General features: G+C 41.0%; 30 protein-coding genes and 1 tRNA gene. 28 read left to right on the top strand and 3 right to left on the bottom strand.

Annotated elements, in window-relative coordinates:
* The first annotated feature begins 10 nt into the window (after window positions 1–10).
* From rplC to rplQ, 27 genes are all read left to right on the top strand, one after another.
* Entirely contained in the window at window positions 11–637 is a 627-nt protein-coding gene (gene rplC, locus A4G13_RS07410; RefSeq protein ID WP_011201204.1) for a 50S ribosomal protein L3, read from the top strand.
* Window positions 638–652: 15 nt separating this feature from the next.
* Window positions 653–1,255, top strand: a complete 603-nt coding sequence (rplD, locus tag A4G13_RS07405; protein WP_011201203.1) for a 50S ribosomal protein L4 — start codon at window positions 653–655, stop codon at window positions 1,253–1,255.
* Window positions 1,252–1,557 (top strand): 50S ribosomal protein L23, encoded by a 306-nt coding sequence (gene rplW / locus A4G13_RS07400; protein WP_011201202.1) that lies wholly within the window; start codon window positions 1,252–1,254, stop codon window positions 1,555–1,557. The genes rplD and rplW overlap by 4 nt, the downstream gene beginning before the upstream one ends.
* A 20-nt stretch (window positions 1,558–1,577) precedes the next feature.
* Entirely contained in the window at window positions 1,578–2,399 is an 822-nt protein-coding gene (gene rplB, locus A4G13_RS07395) for a 50S ribosomal protein L2 (protein ID WP_011201201.1), read from the top strand.
* 25 nt (window positions 2,400–2,424) lie between these two features.
* On the top strand, window positions 2,425–2,700 hold the full coding sequence (rpsS, locus tag A4G13_RS07390) for a 30S ribosomal protein S19 (protein WP_005539416.1): 276 nt from the start codon (window positions 2,425–2,427) through the stop codon (window positions 2,698–2,700).
* A gap of 10 nt (window positions 2,701–2,710) precedes the next feature.
* A complete protein-coding gene (gene rplV / locus A4G13_RS07385; RefSeq protein ID WP_011201200.1) occupies window positions 2,711–3,043 on the top strand; it encodes a 50S ribosomal protein L22 in 333 nt (110 codons plus the stop codon).
* A gap of 16 nt (window positions 3,044–3,059) precedes the next feature.
* Entirely contained in the window at window positions 3,060–3,767 is a 708-nt protein-coding gene (gene rpsC, locus A4G13_RS07380; RefSeq protein ID WP_011201199.1) for a 30S ribosomal protein S3, read from the top strand.
* Window positions 3,768–3,780: 13 nt separating this feature from the next.
* Window positions 3,781–4,191: a 50S ribosomal protein L16 gene (rplP, locus tag A4G13_RS07375; RefSeq protein WP_011201198.1), complete on the top strand. Its 411-nt coding sequence runs from the start codon at window positions 3,781–3,783 to the stop codon at window positions 4,189–4,191.
* Window positions 4,191–4,382 carry a 50S ribosomal protein L29 gene (gene rpmC / locus A4G13_RS07370; RefSeq protein ID WP_011201197.1) on the top strand — a complete coding sequence of 64 codons (192 nt, stop codon included), beginning with the start codon at window positions 4,191–4,193 and terminating at the stop codon, window positions 4,380–4,382. The genes rplP and rpmC overlap by 1 nt, the downstream gene beginning before the upstream one ends.
* The gene (gene rpsQ / locus A4G13_RS07365) at window positions 4,382–4,639 is read left to right on the top strand and encodes a 30S ribosomal protein S17 (RefSeq protein WP_005759643.1); all 258 of its coding nucleotides are present in this window, start codon (window positions 4,382–4,384) and stop codon (window positions 4,637–4,639) included. The genes rpmC and rpsQ overlap by 1 nt, the downstream gene beginning before the upstream one ends.
* 254 nt (window positions 4,640–4,893) lie before the next feature.
* A complete protein-coding gene (rplN, locus tag A4G13_RS07360; protein WP_005759632.1) occupies window positions 4,894–5,265 on the top strand; it encodes a 50S ribosomal protein L14 in 372 nt (123 codons plus the stop codon).
* Between the two features lie 15 nt (window positions 5,266–5,280).
* Window positions 5,281–5,592, top strand: a complete 312-nt coding sequence (rplX, locus tag A4G13_RS07355) for a 50S ribosomal protein L24 (RefSeq protein WP_011201195.1) — start codon at window positions 5,281–5,283, stop codon at window positions 5,590–5,592.
* A gap of 17 nt (window positions 5,593–5,609) precedes the next feature.
* Window positions 5,610–6,149: a 50S ribosomal protein L5 gene (gene rplE, locus A4G13_RS07350; protein WP_011201194.1), complete on the top strand. Its 540-nt coding sequence runs from the start codon at window positions 5,610–5,612 to the stop codon at window positions 6,147–6,149.
* 11 nt (window positions 6,150–6,160) lie between these two features.
* A complete protein-coding gene (rpsN, locus tag A4G13_RS07345; protein WP_090655548.1) occupies window positions 6,161–6,466 on the top strand; it encodes a 30S ribosomal protein S14 in 306 nt (101 codons plus the stop codon).
* Between the two features lie 36 nt (window positions 6,467–6,502).
* The gene (gene rpsH / locus A4G13_RS07340; RefSeq protein WP_011201192.1) at window positions 6,503–6,895 is read left to right on the top strand and encodes a 30S ribosomal protein S8; all 393 of its coding nucleotides are present in this window, start codon (window positions 6,503–6,505) and stop codon (window positions 6,893–6,895) included.
* 15 nt (window positions 6,896–6,910) lie between these two features.
* A complete protein-coding gene (gene rplF / locus A4G13_RS07335) occupies window positions 6,911–7,444 on the top strand; it encodes a 50S ribosomal protein L6 (protein ID WP_011201191.1) in 534 nt (177 codons plus the stop codon).
* Window positions 7,445–7,457: 13 nt separating this feature from the next.
* A complete protein-coding gene (gene rplR, locus A4G13_RS07330) occupies window positions 7,458–7,811 on the top strand; it encodes a 50S ribosomal protein L18 (protein ID WP_011201190.1) in 354 nt (117 codons plus the stop codon).
* A 15-nt stretch (window positions 7,812–7,826) separates the two neighbouring features.
* A complete protein-coding gene (gene rpsE / locus A4G13_RS07325; RefSeq protein ID WP_011201189.1) occupies window positions 7,827–8,327 on the top strand; it encodes a 30S ribosomal protein S5 in 501 nt (166 codons plus the stop codon).
* 6 nt (window positions 8,328–8,333) lie between these two features.
* A complete protein-coding gene (gene rpmD / locus A4G13_RS07320; RefSeq protein WP_005543631.1) occupies window positions 8,334–8,513 on the top strand; it encodes a 50S ribosomal protein L30 in 180 nt (59 codons plus the stop codon).
* 4 nt (window positions 8,514–8,517) lie between these two features.
* On the top strand, window positions 8,518–8,952 hold the full coding sequence (gene rplO / locus A4G13_RS07315; protein WP_090655551.1) for a 50S ribosomal protein L15: 435 nt from the start codon (window positions 8,518–8,520) through the stop codon (window positions 8,950–8,952).
* A gap of 7 nt (window positions 8,953–8,959) precedes the next feature.
* Window positions 8,960–10,285 carry a preprotein translocase subunit SecY gene (secY, locus tag A4G13_RS07310; RefSeq protein WP_011201186.1) on the top strand — a complete coding sequence of 442 codons (1,326 nt, stop codon included), beginning with the start codon at window positions 8,960–8,962 and terminating at the stop codon, window positions 10,283–10,285.
* 27 nt (window positions 10,286–10,312) lie between these two features.
* Window positions 10,313–10,426 carry a 50S ribosomal protein L36 gene (gene rpmJ / locus A4G13_RS07305; RefSeq protein WP_011201185.1) on the top strand — a complete coding sequence of 38 codons (114 nt, stop codon included), beginning with the start codon at window positions 10,313–10,315 and terminating at the stop codon, window positions 10,424–10,426.
* A 141-nt stretch (window positions 10,427–10,567) separates the two neighbouring features.
* A complete protein-coding gene (gene rpsM / locus A4G13_RS07300) occupies window positions 10,568–10,924 on the top strand; it encodes a 30S ribosomal protein S13 (protein WP_011201184.1) in 357 nt (118 codons plus the stop codon).
* 15 nt (window positions 10,925–10,939) lie between these two features.
* Window positions 10,940–11,329, top strand: a complete 390-nt coding sequence (rpsK, locus tag A4G13_RS07295; RefSeq protein ID WP_011201183.1) for a 30S ribosomal protein S11 — start codon at window positions 10,940–10,942, stop codon at window positions 11,327–11,329.
* Between the two features lie 29 nt (window positions 11,330–11,358).
* Window positions 11,359–11,979: a 30S ribosomal protein S4 gene (gene rpsD / locus A4G13_RS07290; protein ID WP_011201182.1), complete on the top strand. Its 621-nt coding sequence runs from the start codon at window positions 11,359–11,361 to the stop codon at window positions 11,977–11,979.
* Between the two features lie 32 nt (window positions 11,980–12,011).
* Complete coding sequence (locus tag A4G13_RS07285) at window positions 12,012–13,001, top strand: DNA-directed RNA polymerase subunit alpha (protein WP_011201181.1); 990 nt, start codon at window positions 12,012–12,014, stop codon at window positions 12,999–13,001.
* Between the two features lie 35 nt (window positions 13,002–13,036).
* A complete protein-coding gene (gene rplQ / locus A4G13_RS07280) occupies window positions 13,037–13,420 on the top strand; it encodes a 50S ribosomal protein L17 (RefSeq protein WP_011201180.1) in 384 nt (127 codons plus the stop codon).
* 340 nt (window positions 13,421–13,760) lie between these two features.
* Here rplQ and yccS read toward each other — a convergent pair whose 3' ends face one another.
* A complete protein-coding gene (yccS, locus tag A4G13_RS07275; protein WP_090655554.1) occupies window positions 13,761–15,947 on the bottom strand; it encodes a YccS family putative transporter in 2,187 nt (728 codons plus the stop codon).
* Between the two features lie 245 nt (window positions 15,948–16,192).
* On the opposite strand from yccS, the gene A4G13_RS07270 reads away from it, so the two are divergent.
* Window positions 16,193–16,267 (top strand) — tRNA-Lys (locus A4G13_RS07270).
* Window positions 16,268–16,345: 78 nt separating this feature from the next.
* On the opposite strand, the gene A4G13_RS07265 is transcribed toward A4G13_RS07270, so the two are convergent.
* Window positions 16,346–17,878: a YifB family Mg chelatase-like AAA ATPase gene (locus tag A4G13_RS07265; protein ID WP_090655557.1), complete on the bottom strand. Its 1,533-nt coding sequence runs from the start codon at window positions 17,876–17,878 to the stop codon at window positions 16,346–16,348.
* A 135-nt stretch (window positions 17,879–18,013) separates the two neighbouring features.
* Window positions 18,014–18,631, bottom strand: coding sequence for a ribosome biogenesis GTP-binding protein YihA/YsxC (gene yihA, locus A4G13_RS07260; RefSeq protein ID WP_090655561.1), 618 nt, complete (start codon window positions 18,629–18,631; stop codon window positions 18,014–18,016).
* Window positions 18,632–18,723 lie beyond the last annotated feature (92 nt).

Genomic DNA, 18,723 nt, shown 5'->3' with positions numbered 1-18,723 from the left:
GGTTATTACAATGATTGGTTTAGTCGGTCGTAAAGTTGGTATGACTCGCATCTTCACTGAAGAAGGCGTTTCAATTCCAGTTACCGTTATCGAAATCGAAGCCAACCGTGTGACTCAAGTTAAAACTCTTGAAAACGATGGTTATTCTGCTGTTCAAGTTACTACAGGTTCGAAAAAAGCGAGCCGTGTAACTAAGCCAGAAGCAGGTCATTTCGTGAAAGCAGGTGTTGAAGCTGGTCGCGGTTTATGGGAATTTCGTACTGAAGGTGAAGAATTCACTTTAGGTCAAGAAATTAATGTTGACATCTTTGCGGATGTTAAAAAAGTTGATGTTACCGGTACATCTAAAGGTAAAGGTTTCCAAGGTGGTGTTAAACGTTGGAATTTCCGTACTCAAGATGCAACCCACGGTAACTCTTTATCACATCGTGTACTTGGTTCTATTGGTCAAAACCAAACTCCGGGTCGTGTGTTTAAAGGCAAAAAAATGGCAGGACACTTAGGTGCCGAACGAGTAACCGTTCAGTCACTGGAAGTTGTTCGTGTTGATGCTGAACGTAAATTATTATTAGTTAAAGGTGCCGTCCCTGGTGCGACTAATAGTGATGTTATCGTGAAACCGGCAGTTAAAGCATAAGTCTAGGAGATAGAGATGGAATTACAAGTTGTAGGTGCAAACGCACTAGCTGTTTCTGAAACTACCTTCGGACGTGAGTTCAATGAAGCGTTAATCCATCAAGTAGTTGTTGCGTATGCGGCAGGTGCTCGTCAAGGTTCGCGCGCTCAAAAAACTCGTGCTGAAGTGTCTGGTTCAGGTAAAAAACCTTGGCGTCAAAAAGGTACAGGCCGTGCTCGTTCCGGTGATATTAAATCACCAATCTGGCGTTCAGGTGGTATCACTTTTGCTGCGAAACCACAAGATCACAGCCAAAAAGTGAACAAAAAAATGTACCGTGGTGCAATCAAAAGCATTCTTTCAGAATTAGTTCGTCAAGACCGTTTGGTTGTGGTGGATAAATTCGAAATTGACGCACCAAAAACTAAAGTTTTAGTTCAAAAATTAAAAGATTTAGCACTTGAAGATGTGTTAATCATCACAGCAAGTTTAGATGAAAATCTATTCTTAGCGGCGCGTAACTTATATAAAGTTGACGTTCGTGATGTTCAAGGTATCGACCCTGTAAGCTTAATTGCTTTCAATAAAGTGGTTGTTACAGTTGATGCTGTGAAACAAATTGAGGAGATGTTAGCGTGAGTCAACAAGAACGTTTGTTAAAAGTGCTTAAAGCACCGCATATCTCTGAGAAAGCAACAAATAACGCTGAGAAGTCTAACACTATCGTTTTCAAAGTAGCATTAGATGCTAATAAAGTTGAAATTGCTAATGCAGTTGCTCAATTATTTGAAGTGAAAGTGGATTCTGTTCGTACCGTTGTAGTTAAAGGTAAAACTAAACGTCACGGTGCTAAAACAGGACGTCGCAGTGACTGGAAAAAAGCTTATGTAACCCTTGCCGAAGGCCAAGAATTGGACTTCGTTGAAGGCGCTGCAGAGTAATAACGGAGGAGAAGAAATAAATGGCTATCGTTAAATGTAAGCCGACCTCCGCTGGTCGTCGTCACGTTGTTAAAATCGTGAACCCTGAATTACATAAGGGTAAACCTTACGCACCTTTATTAGATACTAAATCTAAAACTGGTGGTCGTAATAATTTAGGACGTATCACTACTCGTCATATCGGTGGTGGTCATAAACAACATTACCGTTTAATCGATTTCAAACGTAACAAGTTAGATATCCCAGCGGTTGTTGAGCGTCTTGAATATGATCCGAATCGTTCCGCAAACATTGCTTTAGTGCTTTATAAAGACGGTGAACGTCGTTATATCTTAGCACCTAAAGGTTTAAGTGCAGGCGATCAAATCCAAGCTGGTGTTAATGCGCCGATTAAAGTTGGTAATGCATTACCAATGCGTAATATCCCAGTCGGTTCGACAGTACATAATGTTGAATTAAAACCTGGTAAAGGCGGTCAAATCGCTCGTTCTGCAGGTAGTTATGTACAAATCATCGCACGTGAAGGTAACTATGTAACTTTACGTCTTCGTTCCGGTGAAATGCGTAAAGTATTAGCTGAATGTACCGCTACCATTGGTGAAGTAGGTAATTCAGAACATATGTTACGCGTACTTGGTAAAGCCGGTGCCAACCGCTGGAGAGGCGTTCGCCCTACAGTTCGCGGTACTGCGATGAACCCGGTAGATCACCCGCACGGTGGTGGTGAAGGTCGTAACTTTGGTAAACACCCGGTATCACCTTGGGGCGTTCAAACCAAAGGTAAGAAAACTCGTCACAACAAACGTACCGATAAATATATCGTACGTCGTCGTGGCAAATAATTAAATTGAATTAAGAGGATAAGCCATGCCACGTTCTCTCAAGAAAGGTCCTTTCCTTGACCTCCACTTGTTGAAGAAGGTAGAGAAGGCGGTGGAAAGCGGGGATAAAAAACCAATTAAAACTTGGTCCCGTCGTTCAATGATCATTCCATCAATGATTGGTTTGACCATCGCAGTCCATAATGGTCGTCAGCACGTTCCTGTTTATGTATCAGACGAAATGATCGGTCATAAATTAGGTGAATTTGCACCGACTCGTACATACCGCGGTCACGCTGCGGATAAGAAAGCTAAGAAGTAAGAGGTAAAAGATGGAAACTATTGCAAAACATCGTTACGCTCGCACTTCAGCTCAAAAAGCTCGCTTAGTTGCGGATTTAATCCGTGGTAAAAAAGTAGCGGCGGCATTAGAAATCTTAACTTATACAAATAAAAAAGCTGCGGCTTTAGTTAAGAAAGTACTTGAATCTGCTATTGCTAATGCGGAGCACAATGACGGTGCAGATATCGATGATCTTAAAGTAACGAAGATTTTCGTTGATGAAGGTCCTAGCATGAAACGTGTTATGCCACGTGCTAAAGGTCGTGCAGATCGTATTTTAAAACGTACAAGCCACATTACAGTGGTTGTGTCAGATCGTTAATCGTAGAGGAATAGCAATGGGTCAAAAAGTAAATCCACATGGTATTCGCCTAGGTATCGTTAAGCCTTGGAGCTCTACTTGGTTCGCGAATACACAAGATTTCGCATCTAATTTAGACGGCGATTTCAAAGTACGTAAATTCTTGAATAAAGAATTAGCGAATGCTTCAGTATCACGTATCACTATTGAACGTCCTGCTAAAAGTATTCGTGTAACAATTCACACAGCTCGTCCGGGTATCGTTATCGGTAAAAAAGGCGAAGATGTTGAAAAATTACGTAACGCAGTGGCGAAAATCGCAGGCGTTCCGGCACAAATCAACATTGCTGAAGTGAAAAAACCTGAGCTGGATGCGAAATTAGTCGCGGATAGCATCGCTTCTCAATTAGAACGTCGTGTGATGTTCCGTCGCGCAATGAAACGTGCGGTACAAAATGCAATGCGTTTAGGTGCCAAAGGTATCAAAGTTGAAGTAAGCGGTCGTTTAGGTGGTGCAGAAATTGCACGTTCTGAGTGGTATCGTGAAGGTCGCGTACCATTACATACATTACGTGCGGACATCGATTATAATACTTCTGAAGCTCATACTACATACGGCGTAATCGGCGTTAAAGTGTGGATCTTCAAAGGTGAAATTCTTGGTGGAATGGCTGCAATTGCACAACAACCAGAACAACAACCTGCTGCGCCTAAAAAGGCACCACGCGGCAAAGGTCGTAAGTAAGGAGAACTGCTAAATGTTGCAACCAAAACGTACAAAATTCCGTAAAGTTCACAAAGGTCGTAACCGCGGTATCGCTGCGGGCACCGACGTGAGTTTCGGTACTTACGGTTTAAAAGCTATTGGCCGTGGTCGTTTAACAGCTCGTCAAATCGAAGCAGCACGTCGTGCAATGACACGTGCGGTTAAACGTCAAGGTAAAATCTGGATCCGTGTATTCCCAGACAAACCAATTACTGAAAAACCATTAGAAGTCCGTATGGGTAAAGGTAAAGGTAACGTTGAGTACTGGGTAGCCTTAATCCAACCGGGTAAAGTGCTTTATGAAATGGATGGTGTTTCTGAAGAGATCGCACGCGAAGCATTTGCTTTAGCGGCAGCGAAACTTCCAATTAAAACAACATTCGTAACTAAAACGGTGATGTAATGAAAGCTCAAGAACTACGTGCAAAAACTGTTGAAGAGCTGAATGCTGAATTAGCTAACTTAGCAGGCGAGCAATTTAAATTGCGTATGCAAGCCGCTACAGGTCAGCTTCAACAAACCCATCAGTTAAAACAAGTGCGTCGTAATATTGCACAAGTTAAAACTGTACTAACCGAGAAGGCGGGTGAGTAATGACTGATAAAATTCGTACCGTGCAAGGTCGTGTAATCAGCGATAAAATGGATAAATCTTTCACAATCGCAATTGAGCGTAAAGTGAAACACCCACTTTTAGGTAAATTTATCCGTCGTACCACAAAATTACACGTGCATGACGAGAACAATGAAGCAAGAATTGGTGATACTGTCGAAATTAAAGAATGTCGTCCGGTATCAAAAACTAAATCTTGGACATTAGTTCGTGTAGTTGAAAAAGCTGTTGAAGCTTAATTAACTATATTAAAACTCGAAAGCCCCGGTATTAACCGGGGCTTTTCTTTCTGTAAAATGCGGTAAAAGTGCGGTTAAAAAATCGTATTTTTTTACCGCACTTTTACGTTTATTTCTCGTTAAGAGAAAGCATAATAATCCTGAAAATTCTGTTGATTTTTCCCTCTTGAATTGCTAAAATCTGCACCCTATTTACCTTAGGGTGAATAGGTTCGTCCCGAAAGGGTGTATTATTAACTTAACGGAGCACTAATATGATCCAAGAACAGACTATGCTGGATGTTGCTGATAATTCAGGCGCTCGCAGCGTAATGTGTATCAAGGTTCTAGGTGGATCGCACCGTCGTTACGCTGCTATTGGCGATATCATTAAAGTTACTGTAAAAGAAGCGATTCCACGCGGTAAAGTAAAAAAAGGTGATGTGTTAAAAGCGGTTGTTGTGCGCACCAAGAAGGGTGTTCGTCGCCCAGACGGAGCAGTTATTCGCTTCGATGGTAATGCTTGTGTTATCTTAAACAATAACTCAGAGCAACCTATCGGTACTCGTATTTTTGGACCGGTGACTCGTGAACTTCGTTCAGAGAAATTCATGAAGATCATCTCTTTAGCACCAGAAGTACTATAAGAGGAGAAGCATTAAATGGCTGCAAAAATTCGTCAAAATGATGAAGTAATCGTTCTTACCGGAAAAGACAAAGGTAAACGTGGTAAGGTAACACAAGTGTTACCAAACGGAAAAGTGATTGTTGAAGGTGTTAAAATCATCACTAAACATGAAAAACCGGTTCCTGCATTAGGAAAAGAAGGTGGTTTAGTGAAGAAAGAAGCGGCAATTGATGTATCAAATGTTGCGATTTTTAATCCTAAAACAAATAAAGCTGACCGTGTAGGTTTTAGATTCGAAGATGGCAAAAAAGTCCGTTTCTTCAAATCTAACAATGAAATTATTTAACAAACTGGAGTAATGCGATGGCGAAACTGCATGATTACTACAGAGATCAAGTAGTGAACGAATTAAAAACTAAATTCAACTACGCATCTGTCATGCAAGTCCCACGAATCGAAAAGATTACCCTGAATATGGGTGTGGGTGAAGCATTGACCGACAAAAAACTTTTAGATAACGCAGTAGCGGATCTAACGGCAATTAGCGGTCAAAAACCTTTAATTACTAAAGCTCGCAAATCTGTTGCAGGCTTTAAAATCCGTCAGGGATATCCAATCGGTTGTAAAGTAACACTACGTGGCGAACGTATGTGGGAGTTCTTAGAACGCTTAATTACAATTGCGGTTCCTCGTATCCGTGACTTCCGCGGTTTAAGCGCGAAGTCATTTGATGGACGCGGTAACTATAGTATGGGTGTGCGCGAGCAAATCATCTTCCCTGAAATCGACTACGATAAAGTAGATCGTGTACGTGGTTTGGATATTACTATCACAACTACGGCTAAGAGTGATGAAGAAGGTCAAGCACTACTTGCTGCCTTTAATTTCCCATTCCGTAAATAAGGCAGGTTACAATGGCTAAACAATCAATGAAAGCACGCGATGTAAAACGCGTTAAATTGGCTGAAAAATTTTACGCTCAACGCGTTGAATTAAAAAGAATCATTTCTGACGCAAATTCATCCGATGAAGAGCGTTGGGATGCAGTGTTAAAGTTACAAACTTTACCACGTGATTCAAGCCCAAGCCGTCAACGTAACCGCTGCAGCCAAACCGGACGTCCTCACGGCGTTCTTCGTAAGTTTGGTTTAAGCCGTATTAAGGTTCGCGAAGCAGCAATGCGTGGCGAAATCCCTGGCCTTAAAAAAGCAAGTTGGTAATTTACCACTTTATTTTGGAATCGGAGAAAAAGCACAATGAGTATGCAAGATCCAATCGCAGATATGTTGACTCGTATTCGTAACGGTCAAGCTGCGAGCAAAGTTGCGATCAGTATGCCTTCATCCAAGCTAAAAGTGGCTATTGCCAACGTATTAGCTGCGGAAGGGTATATTGAAAGCGTTAAAGTTTTAGAAGGTGCAAAACCTGAGTTGGAAATTACTTTAAAATATTTCCAAGGTAAACCTGTTGTAGAAAGTATCCAACGCGTAAGCCGTCCTGGTCTTCGTATTTACAAACGTAAAGACGAATTACCAAAAGTTATGGGTGGTTTAGGTGTTGCTGTAGTATCTACATCTAAAGGTGTAATGACTGACCGTGCAGCTCGTCAAGCTGGTTTAGGCGGTGAGATCATTTGTTATGTAGCTTAATAGAGAGGTAGGAAAATGTCTCGTGTTGCAAAAGCACCTGTTAGTGTTCCTGCCGGCGTTGAAGTAAAACTTGACGGTCAGCTACTAACAGTTAAAGGTAAAAATGGCGAGTTAACTCGTACCATTCATAACTTTGTTGAAGTTAAACAAGATAATAATGAATTAACTTTCTCTCCTCGTAATGACGGAGCTGAAGCAAATGCACAAGCTGGTACTACCCGCGCATTAGTTAATGCTATGGTTATCGGTGTTACTGAAGGCTTCACTAAGAAGTTACAATTAGTGGGTGTTGGTTACAGAGCACAAGTTAAAGGCAATGTTGTTAACTTAAGCTTAGGTTTTTCTCACCCAGTTGAGCATACTTTACCAGCAGGTATCACTGCAGAATGTCCATCTCAAACCGAAATTGTGTTGAAAGGTGCCGACAAACAATTAATTGGTCAAGTTGCAGCAGATATTCGTGCATACCGTAGCCCTGAACCTTATAAAGGTAAAGGTGTTCGTTATTCTGATGAAGTGGTTCGCACGAAAGAAGCTAAGAAAAAATAATTAAGGTAACACTATGGATAAGAAATCAGCTCGTATCCGTCGTGCAGCTCGTGCACGTCATATGATGAGAGAGAACGGAGTGACACGTTTAGTGATTCACCGTACTCCGCGTCATATTTATGCACAAGTAATTGCACCAAACGGTTCAGAAGTGCTTGCCGCAGCTTCCACAGTAGAAAAAGCAATCAGTGAGCAAGTTAAATATACCGGTAACAAAGATGCCGCAGCAGTAGTTGGTAAACTAGTTGCAGAAAGAGCATTAGCGAAAGGCATTAAAGATGTCGCTTTCGATCGTTCCGGTTTTAAATATCATGGTCGTGTCCAATCTTTAGCGGACGCTGCCCGTGAAGCTGGTCTACAGTTCTAATAGAGGTAATTTTAGATGGCAAACATCGAAAAACAAGCTGGTGAACTGCAAGAGAAGCTAATCGCGGTAAACCGTGTATCAAAAACAGTAAAAGGTGGTCGTATCATGAGTTTCACTGCTTTAACAGTAGTGGGTGATGGTAATGGTCGCGTAGGTTTTGGTTATGGTAAAGCGCGCGAAGTTCCGGCAGCGATCCAAAAAGCGATGGAAAAAGCACGTCGCAATATGATTAATGTAGCTTTACACGAAGGTACATTACAACATCCTGTTAAAGGTATTCACACTGGTTCTCGCGTATTTATGCAACCGGCTAGTGAAGGTACCGGTATCATCGCAGGCGGTGCAATGCGTGCCGTGTTAGAAGTTGCAGGTGTTCGTAACGTTCTTTCTAAAGCATATGGTTCAACCAACCCGATTAATGTTGTTCGTGCAACGATTGATGCATTAGCAAATATGAAATCACCTGAAATGGTTGCTGCAAAACGCGGTAAAACCGTTGATGAAATTTTGGGGTAATTGACAATGGCAAAAACTATCAAAGTAACACAAGTACGTAGTTCTATCGCTCGTTTACCGAAGCATAAAGCTACTTTACGTGGTCTAGGTCTTCGCCATATGCACCATACTGTTGAGTTAATCGATACTCCGGCAGTACGCGGTATGATTAACCAAGTTTCATACATGGTTAAAGTAGAGGAGTAATATAATGTATTTAAATACTCTGGCTCCGGCTGAAGGTGCAAAGCATAGCGCTAAGCGTTTAGGTCGTGGCATTGGCTCTGGTTTAGGCAAAACCGGTGGACGCGGTCATAAAGGTCAAAAATCTCGTACCGGCGGCGGTGTTCGTCGTGGTTTCGAAGGTGGTCAAATGCCTTTATACCGTCGTTTACCAAAATTTGGTTTTACATCAATGAAAGCTGCTGTAACAGCGGAAATTCGTTTGAATGATTTAACTAAAGTAGAAAATAACGTAGTAACTTTAGAATCACTAAAAGCTGCAAATATCATCACTAAAGAGATCCAATTCGCTAAAGTTGTTTTAGCGGGTGAGGTTAAAGGTGCTGTAACTGTTCGCGGTCTACGTGTGACTAAAGGTGCAAAAGCAGCAATTGAAGCTGCTGGCGGTTCAGTTGAGGAATAATTAACAAATGGCTAAGCAACCAGGCTATCAAAGTAGAAGTACCCAAAGCGGTAGTAGTGAACTTAAAAGTCGATTACTTTTCGTATTAGGTGCACTAATAGTTTTCCGTGTAGGTTCTTTCATTCCGGTTCCTGGTATTGATGCAGCCGTGTTAGCTCAGTTGATTGAACAACAAAAAGGCACCATCATTGATATGTTTAACATGTTCTCTGGTGGTGCGTTAAGTCGGGCGTCTATTTTTGCATTGGGTATCATGCCGTATATCTCGGCATCGATTATTATCCAATTGCTTGCAACAGTTTATCCCGCATTAAATGAATTAAGAAAGGAAGGCGAGTCAGGTCGTCGCAAAATTAGCAAATATACTCGTTATGCGACTTTAGGACTTGCCACTTTACAGGCAATCGGTATTTCTACAGGCTTACCTAATATGTTGCCGGGTTTAGTACCTAATTTAGGTTTCGGTTTCTATTTTACCGCTGTAATCAGCCTTGTTACAGGGACTATGTTCTTGATGTGGCTAGGTGAACAAATTACAGAGCGTGGAATTGGTAACGGTATTTCTTTAATTATTTTCGCAGGGATTGTTGCCGGACTTCCTTCGGCTATCGGTCAAACTATTGAGCAGGCTCGTCAAGGGCAAATGCATCTATTAGTTCTTTTATTAATTGCCGTAATTGTTTTTGCGGTAACCTATTTCGTGGTGTTCTTCGAAAGAGGTCAAAGACGAATTAAAGTTGAATATGCTAAACGTCAACAAGGTCGTCAAATTTTAGGCGGTCATTCAACTCATTTACCATTGAAGGTGAATATGGCAGGTGTTATCCCGGCTATTTTCGCTTCAAGTATTATTTTATTCCCCGCAACATTAACACAATGGTTCGGTGAAGGATCGAGTCTTGAATGGTTAACCGATCTGTCGATGTTACTGCATCCAGGTCAGCCGTTATATTTGATTGTTTACGCTATTGCTATTATTTTCTTTAGTTTTTTCTATACAGCAATGCAATATAATCCTCGTGATACAGCAGATAATTTAAAAAAATCTGGAGCATTTATACCCGGAATTAGACCAGGTGAGCAGACATCACGTTATATTGATAAAATTATGACCCGCTTAACATTAATTGGCGGTTTATATATTACCTTTGTGTGTCTGGTTCCTTACATTATGATGTCAGCATGGAATGTACAGTTTTACTTCGGTGGTACATCTTTACTGATCGTTGTAGTGGTAATTATGGATTTCATCGTTCAGATTCAAAGTCATTTGATGTCAACTAAATATGAATCTGCGCTGAAAAAAGCAAACCTTAGAGGTTTTGGACAATAACTGTCCTAGAAATAAAAGGGATAAGCAATGAAAGTTCGTGCTTCTGTAAAGAAAATTTGTCGTAACTGTAAAATTGTTAAACGTGAAGGTGTCGTTCGTGTTTTATGCAGCGATCCTAAACATAAACAACGTCAAGGTTAATTGATAGTTTTTTCTTGCAAAGAACCAGTTGAGCAGTTATACTGCTCAACTCATTTATGTCCTTGGCACACTGTTTGAGTATCCTGAAAACGGGCTTTTCAAGATCAGTGTGTCAAATTAATTAGAAAATAGGAGTGCATAGTGGCCCGTATTGCAGGCATTAACATTCCTGATCATAAACATACTGTGATCGCTTTAACAGCAATTTATGGTATCGGTAAAACTCGTTCACAAGCAATTTGTGCAGCTGCAGGTATTGCCGAAAATGTTAAGATCAGCGAATTGTCTGAAGAGCAGATTGACAAACTGCGTGACGAAGTTGGTAAATTTACCGTTGAAGGTGACTTACGCCGTGAAGTAACACTTAACATCAAACGTCTTTTAGACTTAGGTTGTTATCGTGGTTTACGCCATCGTCGTGGTTTACCGGTACGTGGTCAACGTACTAAAACTAATGCGCGTACCCGTAAGGGTCCTCGTAAGCCGATCAAAAAATAGTCGGGGTAAATATTAATGGCTAAAACACCAGTTCGTGCACGTAAACGTGTAAAAAAACAAGTTGTAGATGGCGTAGCGCATATTCACGCATCTTTCAATAATACAATCGTGACTATTACTGACCGTCAGGGTAACGCTCTTGCATGGGCAACCGCAGGTGGTTCAGGTTTCCGTGGTTCTCGTAAATCGACTCCGTTCGCAGCTCAAGTAGCGGCAGAACGTTGTGCTGAAGCTGTAAAAGAATTCGGCTTAAAGAACTTGGAAGTTATGGTTAAAGGTCCGGGTCCGGGTCGTGAATCAACAATTCGCGCATTAAATGCTGCGGGTTTCCGAATCACGAATATTACTGATGTGACTCCGATTCCTCATAACGGTTGTCGTCCACCGAAAAAACGTCGTGTTTAATCTGACGTTAGGATAATTGGAGAAAGAAAATGGCAAGATATTTGGGTCCTAAACTCAAGCTAAGCCGTCGTGAAGGCACAGACTTATTCCTTAAGTCTGGCGTGCGTGCTATCGATTCTAAATGTAAAATTGATACAGCACCCGGTCAACACGGTGCTCGTAAACCGCGTTTGTCTGACTATGGTAGTCAATTACGTGAGAAACAAAAAGTTCGTCGTATCTATGGTATTTTAGAACGTCAATTCCGTAACTACTATAAAGAAGCAAACCGTTTAAAAGGTAATACCGGTGAAAACTTACTAGTATTATTAGAAGGTCGATTGGATAACGTTGTTTATCGCATGGGCTTTGCTGCAACTCGTGCTGAAGCTCGCCAATTGGTGAGTCATAAAGCGATTGTTGTAAATGGTCGTGTTGTGAATATTCCATCTTTCCAAGTTTCAGTTGACGATGTTGTTGCTGTACGTGAAAAGTCTAAAAAACAAGCTCGTATTAAGGCATCGTTAGAATTAGCAGAACAAAGAGAAAAACCAACTTGGTTAGAAGTTGATGCTGCTAAAATGGAAGGTGTGTTCAAACGTGTTCCTGAACGTTCTGATTTATCAGCAGACATTAACGAACATCTGATCGTTGAGCTTTACTCTAAATAATAGTTAAAGCTTGGAAGCAAAGAGAGGATAAAATGCAGGGTTCTGTTACAGAATTTTTAAAGCCACACTTAGTTGATATTGAGCAAGTCAGCCCAACTCATGCTAAAGTGATCTTAGAACCGTTAGAGCGTGGCTTCGGTCATACTCTGGGTAATGCATTGCGTCGTATTCTTCTATCTTCAATGCCAGGTTGTGCTGTAACTGAGGTAGAAATTGATGGCGTATTGCACGAATACAGCAGTAAAGAAGGCGTACAAGAAGATATTCTTGAAGTGCTTCTAAACTTAAAAGGCCTAGCGGTTAAAGTTCAGAATAAAGATGATGTTTTTCTGACATTAAACAAATCTGGAATCGGCCCTGTTGTTGCGGCAGACATTACCCATGACGGTGATGTTGAAATCGTAAATCCTGAGCATGTTATTTGTCACTTAACCGACGAAAACGCATCAATTAATATGCGTATTCGTGTACAACGTGGCAGAGGCTATGTACCAGCATCAGCTCGTGTACATGCTCAAGACGAAGAACGACCAATTGGTCGCTTGTTAGTGGATGCATGCTATAGTCCTGTAGACCGTATTGCTTACAATGTTGAAGCAGCACGTGTTGAGCAACGTACTGACTTGGATAAGTTGGTTATTGAGCTTGAAACAAACGGGGCTATTGATCCTGAAGAAGCGATTCGTCGTGCAGCAACAATTTTAGCAGAGCAGCTTGATGCATTCGTTGATTTGCGAGATGTTCGTCAACCTGAAGTTAAGGAAGAGAAACCAGAATTCGATCCGATTCTGTTGCGTCCTGTTGATGACTTAGAGTTGACAGTTCGTTCTGCTAACTGTTTGAAAGCAGAAACAATTCATTATATCGGTGATTTAGTACAACGTACTGAAGTCGAGTTATTAAAAACGCCTAACCTTGGTAAGAAATCTCTTACTGAGATTAAAGACGTGCTTGCTTCTCGTGGCTTGTCACTGGGTATGCGCCTTGAGAATTGGCCTCCGGCAAGTATTGCTGAAGACTAATTTCTTGGTTAGATTTTTCTGAGAAGGATAAGATCATGCGCCATCGTAAGAGTGGTCGTCAACTAAACCGTAATAGCAGCCATCGCCAAGCGATGTTCCGTAATATGGCAAGTTCTTTAGTTAGTCACGAGATCATCAAGACTACATTGCCAAAAGCTAAAGAATTACGTCGTGTAGTTGAACCGTTAATTACATTAGCAAAAGAAGACAGCGTAGCAAACCGTCGTTTAGCTTTCGCTCGTACACGCAACATTGAAACTGTTGCTAAATTATTCAATGAATTAGGTCCACGTTTTGCACAACGTGCGGGTGGTTATACTCGTATCTTAAAATGTGGTTTCCGTGCAGGTGATAATGCTCCAATGGCTTACATTGAGTTAGTGGATCGCCCAGAAACAGCAGCAGCTGTAGAAGAATAATTTTTTAATTTATTATTGAAGAGCCCGCGATAGCGGGCTTTTTTATTTGCCTAGTAAAACTTTTTAAGCGTAGAGCATGTAATTAATAACCCGGTATTGCGGGCTATTGATACAGAATGCAAAATTGATTTTACCGGCTATTGGTCATATTTAGAAAATACGGGGCTTCCGGTATTGTATGGTTTAGTCATTTAGAGCGAATTTTTATTATTTTAATTAAATAGGAAAATATTTTCGAATTAATTATAAAATTTTTACTTGATGAAATTCTCAAAATTTTAACCGCACTTTTGATGAAAACCGCCTTCAATTGAGGCGGTTCTTTTGCTTAAAACTAGATTTAGGATTCTAATTGAAAATACGAGTTTTCTGTTTTCACTAAAACCCCTAATTGTGGCAGTAGCTGTAATATCATTCTTAGTTGCTGCACTAGTACCTGTTCGATGCCATTGCTTTGTTTATCATATTTATTAAATCGAGCTAGATTTTCGTCAATAATTTTAATTCGTTCATTAATATTATCAGTTGAACATTTTTTATCAGTTAGACAATCCAGGATTTCTGTCGTTTGTTTACCGTATTTAAAAAATAATGCGGAAAATTCTGTATTGTGATCCAGTTCCCTGCTTGCCGCACGATAGGCCCCCATTGTGGAAATATAGCTTAATAATGTGTAGGTAATGCCAAGCAATTTAGGTGCAAATTCTAAGGCCTCTTGATATTTGCCCGGTTCCGAATACATATTGGAAATAACCGCACTAAGTGAGGAAATATTATTATGCACTTCGCGACGCACTACGCGATAAGCCAGTTGGTCATTATAACCGAATTGTAATTGGGCAATTATGTGGCGCATATATTCCGTGCAGGCGGATAACGTACTTTTCAAATTATTATGTAGATTCAAATATTTCCAGTCCGGCCAAAGGAATGATACGGCAATCCAGGCTAATGCGGTACCGAGTAAGGTGTCAAACAATCTTGGTAAGATTCCTTCATTTGCACCTACACCAATGACATTTAAACTGACGAAAACAAGTAGAGTAATAAAAAATGTTGAGGATCCGTAGTTACTCAGACGGAAAAAGTAATATAAGCTGCCCGTTAATACGGTTAAACCTAATAACGCCTCAAGACTTGGTGATAAATACTGAAAACTGTAGCCGACGATAACACCCAACACAGTGCCGATAATCCGCTGTATTAATCTTTTTTTGGTAGCGACGTAATTCGGCTGGCAGACAAAAATTGCGGTTAAGGCAATCCAATATCTCTTGCTGTCTAAATTAAAAATCTGAACGAGCGCACTACAAATCACCATTAAAATAGAAAGCCGGACGGCATGGCGAAATAATTGAGAAGAAAAAGTGCATTGTCCGCGTATCACTCTGAACATATTTTGTATTCCGGAGACATTTTCACCGGTTAATCGAATTGATTTTACTAATTCGTTATCCGATGCCTCTACGCTAATATTATCTTGTTCTATTTGGCTCAATTGGTTTTCAATATTACGGAGGTTTTCCGCAATCATCTGCCAGCGATAAGTATTTGGTAATCCTTGCTTGTTGTAATAATTTAAAGAATCAAGTAAGCCCTGTAATGCTTTCTTTCCCCGAGGGCTATGAGTATAAGTTTCTCTCCGGCGAAGCGCCGTTGCTATTTTTTGACAGGCAGCGGCTTGCAATTCCATTACCCGTTGAAAACGGAACATCAGATCCGTATTGTTCAGTTCTTGAAAAAGTTCATGATATTGATAATGGCTGGAACTTGCCCTTTCAAGAATATCTTGCGCACTAAAATAATAACGCAGTAATCGGCGTGTCCTTACTTGATGATTATGCCCTTGTAATCGATAAAATAACGATACTCTTGTTTGATCAAAAGCCGGCATAACTTTACGGTTCGCTTCGGCTAAATTGATTTGTTTCGTTGCTAAATTATCGTCATCCGGATCAAAATATTCTGATTTTGCCTGTAAATATTCTCCTAACGCATCATAAGCATTGGCTAAATTTTCCTGCGTTACTCGGTTTGGGAAACATAAATACACGGTAATACTTACCAATCCGTAAATAGTTGCCCCCATGAGAATCATCGACATATTTCCGTACCAAGGCATTTCAGGGTTATAACTTAAACAGGTATAGATAGCGACTACTAACGTACCGAAAGCAATGGTACTGTAACGTTGTCCCAATGCGCCAAGCATAACCAGAATAAACGCACTGACCATTACTGCCGGGATAAAAATCCAGCCGTATCCTAATGATATTTGTGCACCCAGCGAAGAAATAGCAAAGGCAATCAAGCTGAAAATCAGGTTTTTGATTCTTCCTCCGATACTGCTGTCCAAATCAACTAAACCGCCGGCAATAACGCCTAAAATCAGCGGCATTGCTAAATGAGAAATTTGTAGTTTCCAAATAACGATAGCTACTAAGTTGGATGAAATAAAAATAGGAAGTGTTTTGATAATACTTTCAGTTAGCCATTTCGAACTTATTTTTCTTAATAATCCGTTCATAGTATAAATGTCCGTAAGCCTTAAACCAGTCAAAGACGATAAGAAGAGTTTAAGTTGCCCGAATAGAGATAGCAAGTTAAGTATGCGCTTGTTTTGGAAAAAATCAGCGTTATTTTTCGCTTTATTGATTTAGCTGTATTTACTCGAAAATAAAATTATCTTATGTCAAAAAAGGGTGAGAAATATCAAAAATATGGTCGCATTTTATTGGGATTTTATTTAATATAACCACACTTTTCGTTTGTGGGTCGTTAGCTTAGTGGTAGAGCAGCGGACTCTTAATCCGTCGGTCGAGCGTTCGAATCGCTCACGACCCACCAATTCCCAATAATTAATTGTTAAAAGTGCGGTTAATTTTTCTAAAGTTTTAAATGCAATATCTTATTTTGGATTATAGATCAATCGTTGTTGTTCAGCTTTTGTAAAAGCCTGTCCATCGCGCGGTATCCCAAGGCTTCCGCAATATGGCGCTGACTGATATGGAGTTCGTTGTCCAGATCGGCAATAGTGCGCGACACTTTTAGAATTCTGTGATAGGCGCGCACGGAAAGCCCTAATTTTGTTAAGGCATTTTCCAGAAATATGGAATCCTGAGTACTTAATTTACAATCTCGTTCAATTTCTTTGCCGCTTAAATGAGCATTAACTTTACCGGCTCTGGTTAATTGGATTTCCCGCACCTGCAAGATTCTCTGTCGAATCTGCGCACTGGTTTCGCCGCGGTTATCCGAACTCTGCAAAGCGCCTTTAGGCAATAGCGGTACTTCAATTGACAAGTCAAAACGATCAAGAAAAGGCCCGGATAACCGGTTTAAATAACGCATAATTTGTTGCGGGGAAGTTCTGTTATGGGTTCCCTGATAATTACCAGTAGGGCTTGGGTTCATAGCCGCAATAAGTTGGAATTTAGCCGGAAATTGAATTTTCGCCGTAGCACGGGAAATAATGATTTCCCCGCTTTCCAAAGGTTGACGCAAGGCATCCAAAACCCGCCGTTCAAATTCGGGTAATTCGTCTAAAAATAGCACACCGTTATGTACCAGCGATATTTCTCCCGGTTTGGGAATGGTCCCTCCGCCGACCAACGCCGCCGGTGAAGCGCTATGATGAGGAGCCCGGAAAGGGCGTTGTTTCCAATTAGTAAAATTCAATTCATTATGCACAAGGCTGGTGACAGAGGCGGTTTCGATTGCCTCTTGATTGGTCATTTCCGGTAAAAGATCGGTTAAGCGGCTGGCAAGCATTGTTTTCCCGGTGCCGGGCGGACCTAAGAAAAGCAGATTGTGCTGTCCGGCCGCTGCAATAATCAGTGCTCGTTTAGCGTGTTGCTGGCTGATAATATCCGTTAAATCTTTTGTAATTGTTGAGGAGCCGTTTTTTGCTGATTGAGGCGTTAAATCAGAGGTGGACGGCAGTTTGTTTTGTTCATTTAAAAATTGTACTACTTCAAGTAATGATGTAGCGAAGAAACTTTCCTGATCGGAAATTAATGCCGCCTCATTGGCATTTTGAGCGGCGATAACAGCATATCTTTTAGCCTGTCGTGCGGCGAGAATAGCCGGAATAACGCCGTGAACGCCGCGCAAATTTCCCGTTAAGGCCAACTCGCCGATAAATTCAAACCGACGCAATTTATCCGCATCAATTTGCCCTGAAGCGGCAAGCATACCGATAGCAATAGGCAAATCGAAACGTCCGCCTTCTTTTGGCAGATCAGCCGGTGCAAGGTTCACTGTAATCCGTTTCGCCGGATATTTAAATTGCGTGTTAATCAGGGCGCTACGTACGCGATCCTGCGCTTCTTTTACCGTTTTTTCCGGTAAACCGACCAAGGTGAACCCCGGTTTCCCGTTACTGATATGTACTTCAATGGTGACCAATGGCGCTTGAATGCCCATGGAGGCTCGGGTGTAAACAATGGCAAGAGACATATTTTCTCCGGTATTAGAAGGGATTCGCCGTTTATAAATAAAGCGTGTTAATAATAAGGAGAAATAATAAAAAAGTGCGGTAAAAATTTTGATTTTTTTACCGCACTTTGAGATCCGGCTCGCAGAAATAAAATTTTATTCGGTTAAAAGTGATGAAAACCAGGAGTCCAACTTAACGGCCAGTTTATCAATGCCGATTTTGTTTTGCGCAGAAAAGGCTTCAACCTGCACATCGCCCTGGAACGGCAGAATTGCCTCGCGTACCGTTTTAACTTGTTTGCTTCTTGCGCTTTGACTTAGTTTATCCGCTTTGGTTAGCAGCAGAAGCACAGCTAAATCGGATGATACGGCCCATTCAATCATTTGTTGATCCAAATCTTTTAGCGGGTGGCGGATGTCCATCAAAATAACCACACCTTTTAAACATTCTCGATGTTGTAAATATTCGCCTAAGGATTTTTGCCATTGTAATTTCATCTGCTCCGGCACGGCGGCATAACCGTAACCCGGCAAATCCACCAATTTATATTGAGGTTCCACTTCAAATAAATTAATTAATTGGGTACGACCCGGTGTTTTTGAGGTGCGCGCAAGGTTTTTCTGATTGGTTAATGCATTAAGTGCGGTTGATTTCCCCGCATTTGAACGTCCGGCAAATGCAATTTCCATTCCTTCGTCTTTTGGCAGCTGATGAATATTTGCCGCACTCGTCATAAAGTGTGTTTTGTGGTAATTCAATTTAAATTCTGTCATTGCGATCCCCTAAATAAAAAATTCCGTATAGGATACCCGATAATTCAGCCTATCACGACAAAAAATGTAACTTTTTTATTAAAGTTACAGAT

The sequence above is a fragment of the Basfia succiniciproducens genome (assembly GCF_011455875.1).
Lineage (GTDB): Bacteria > Pseudomonadota > Gammaproteobacteria > Enterobacterales > Pasteurellaceae > Basfia > Basfia succiniciproducens.
The sequence above is the reverse complement of the archived record's forward strand: the minus strand, read 5'-3'. Positions and strand labels throughout refer to the sequence as shown.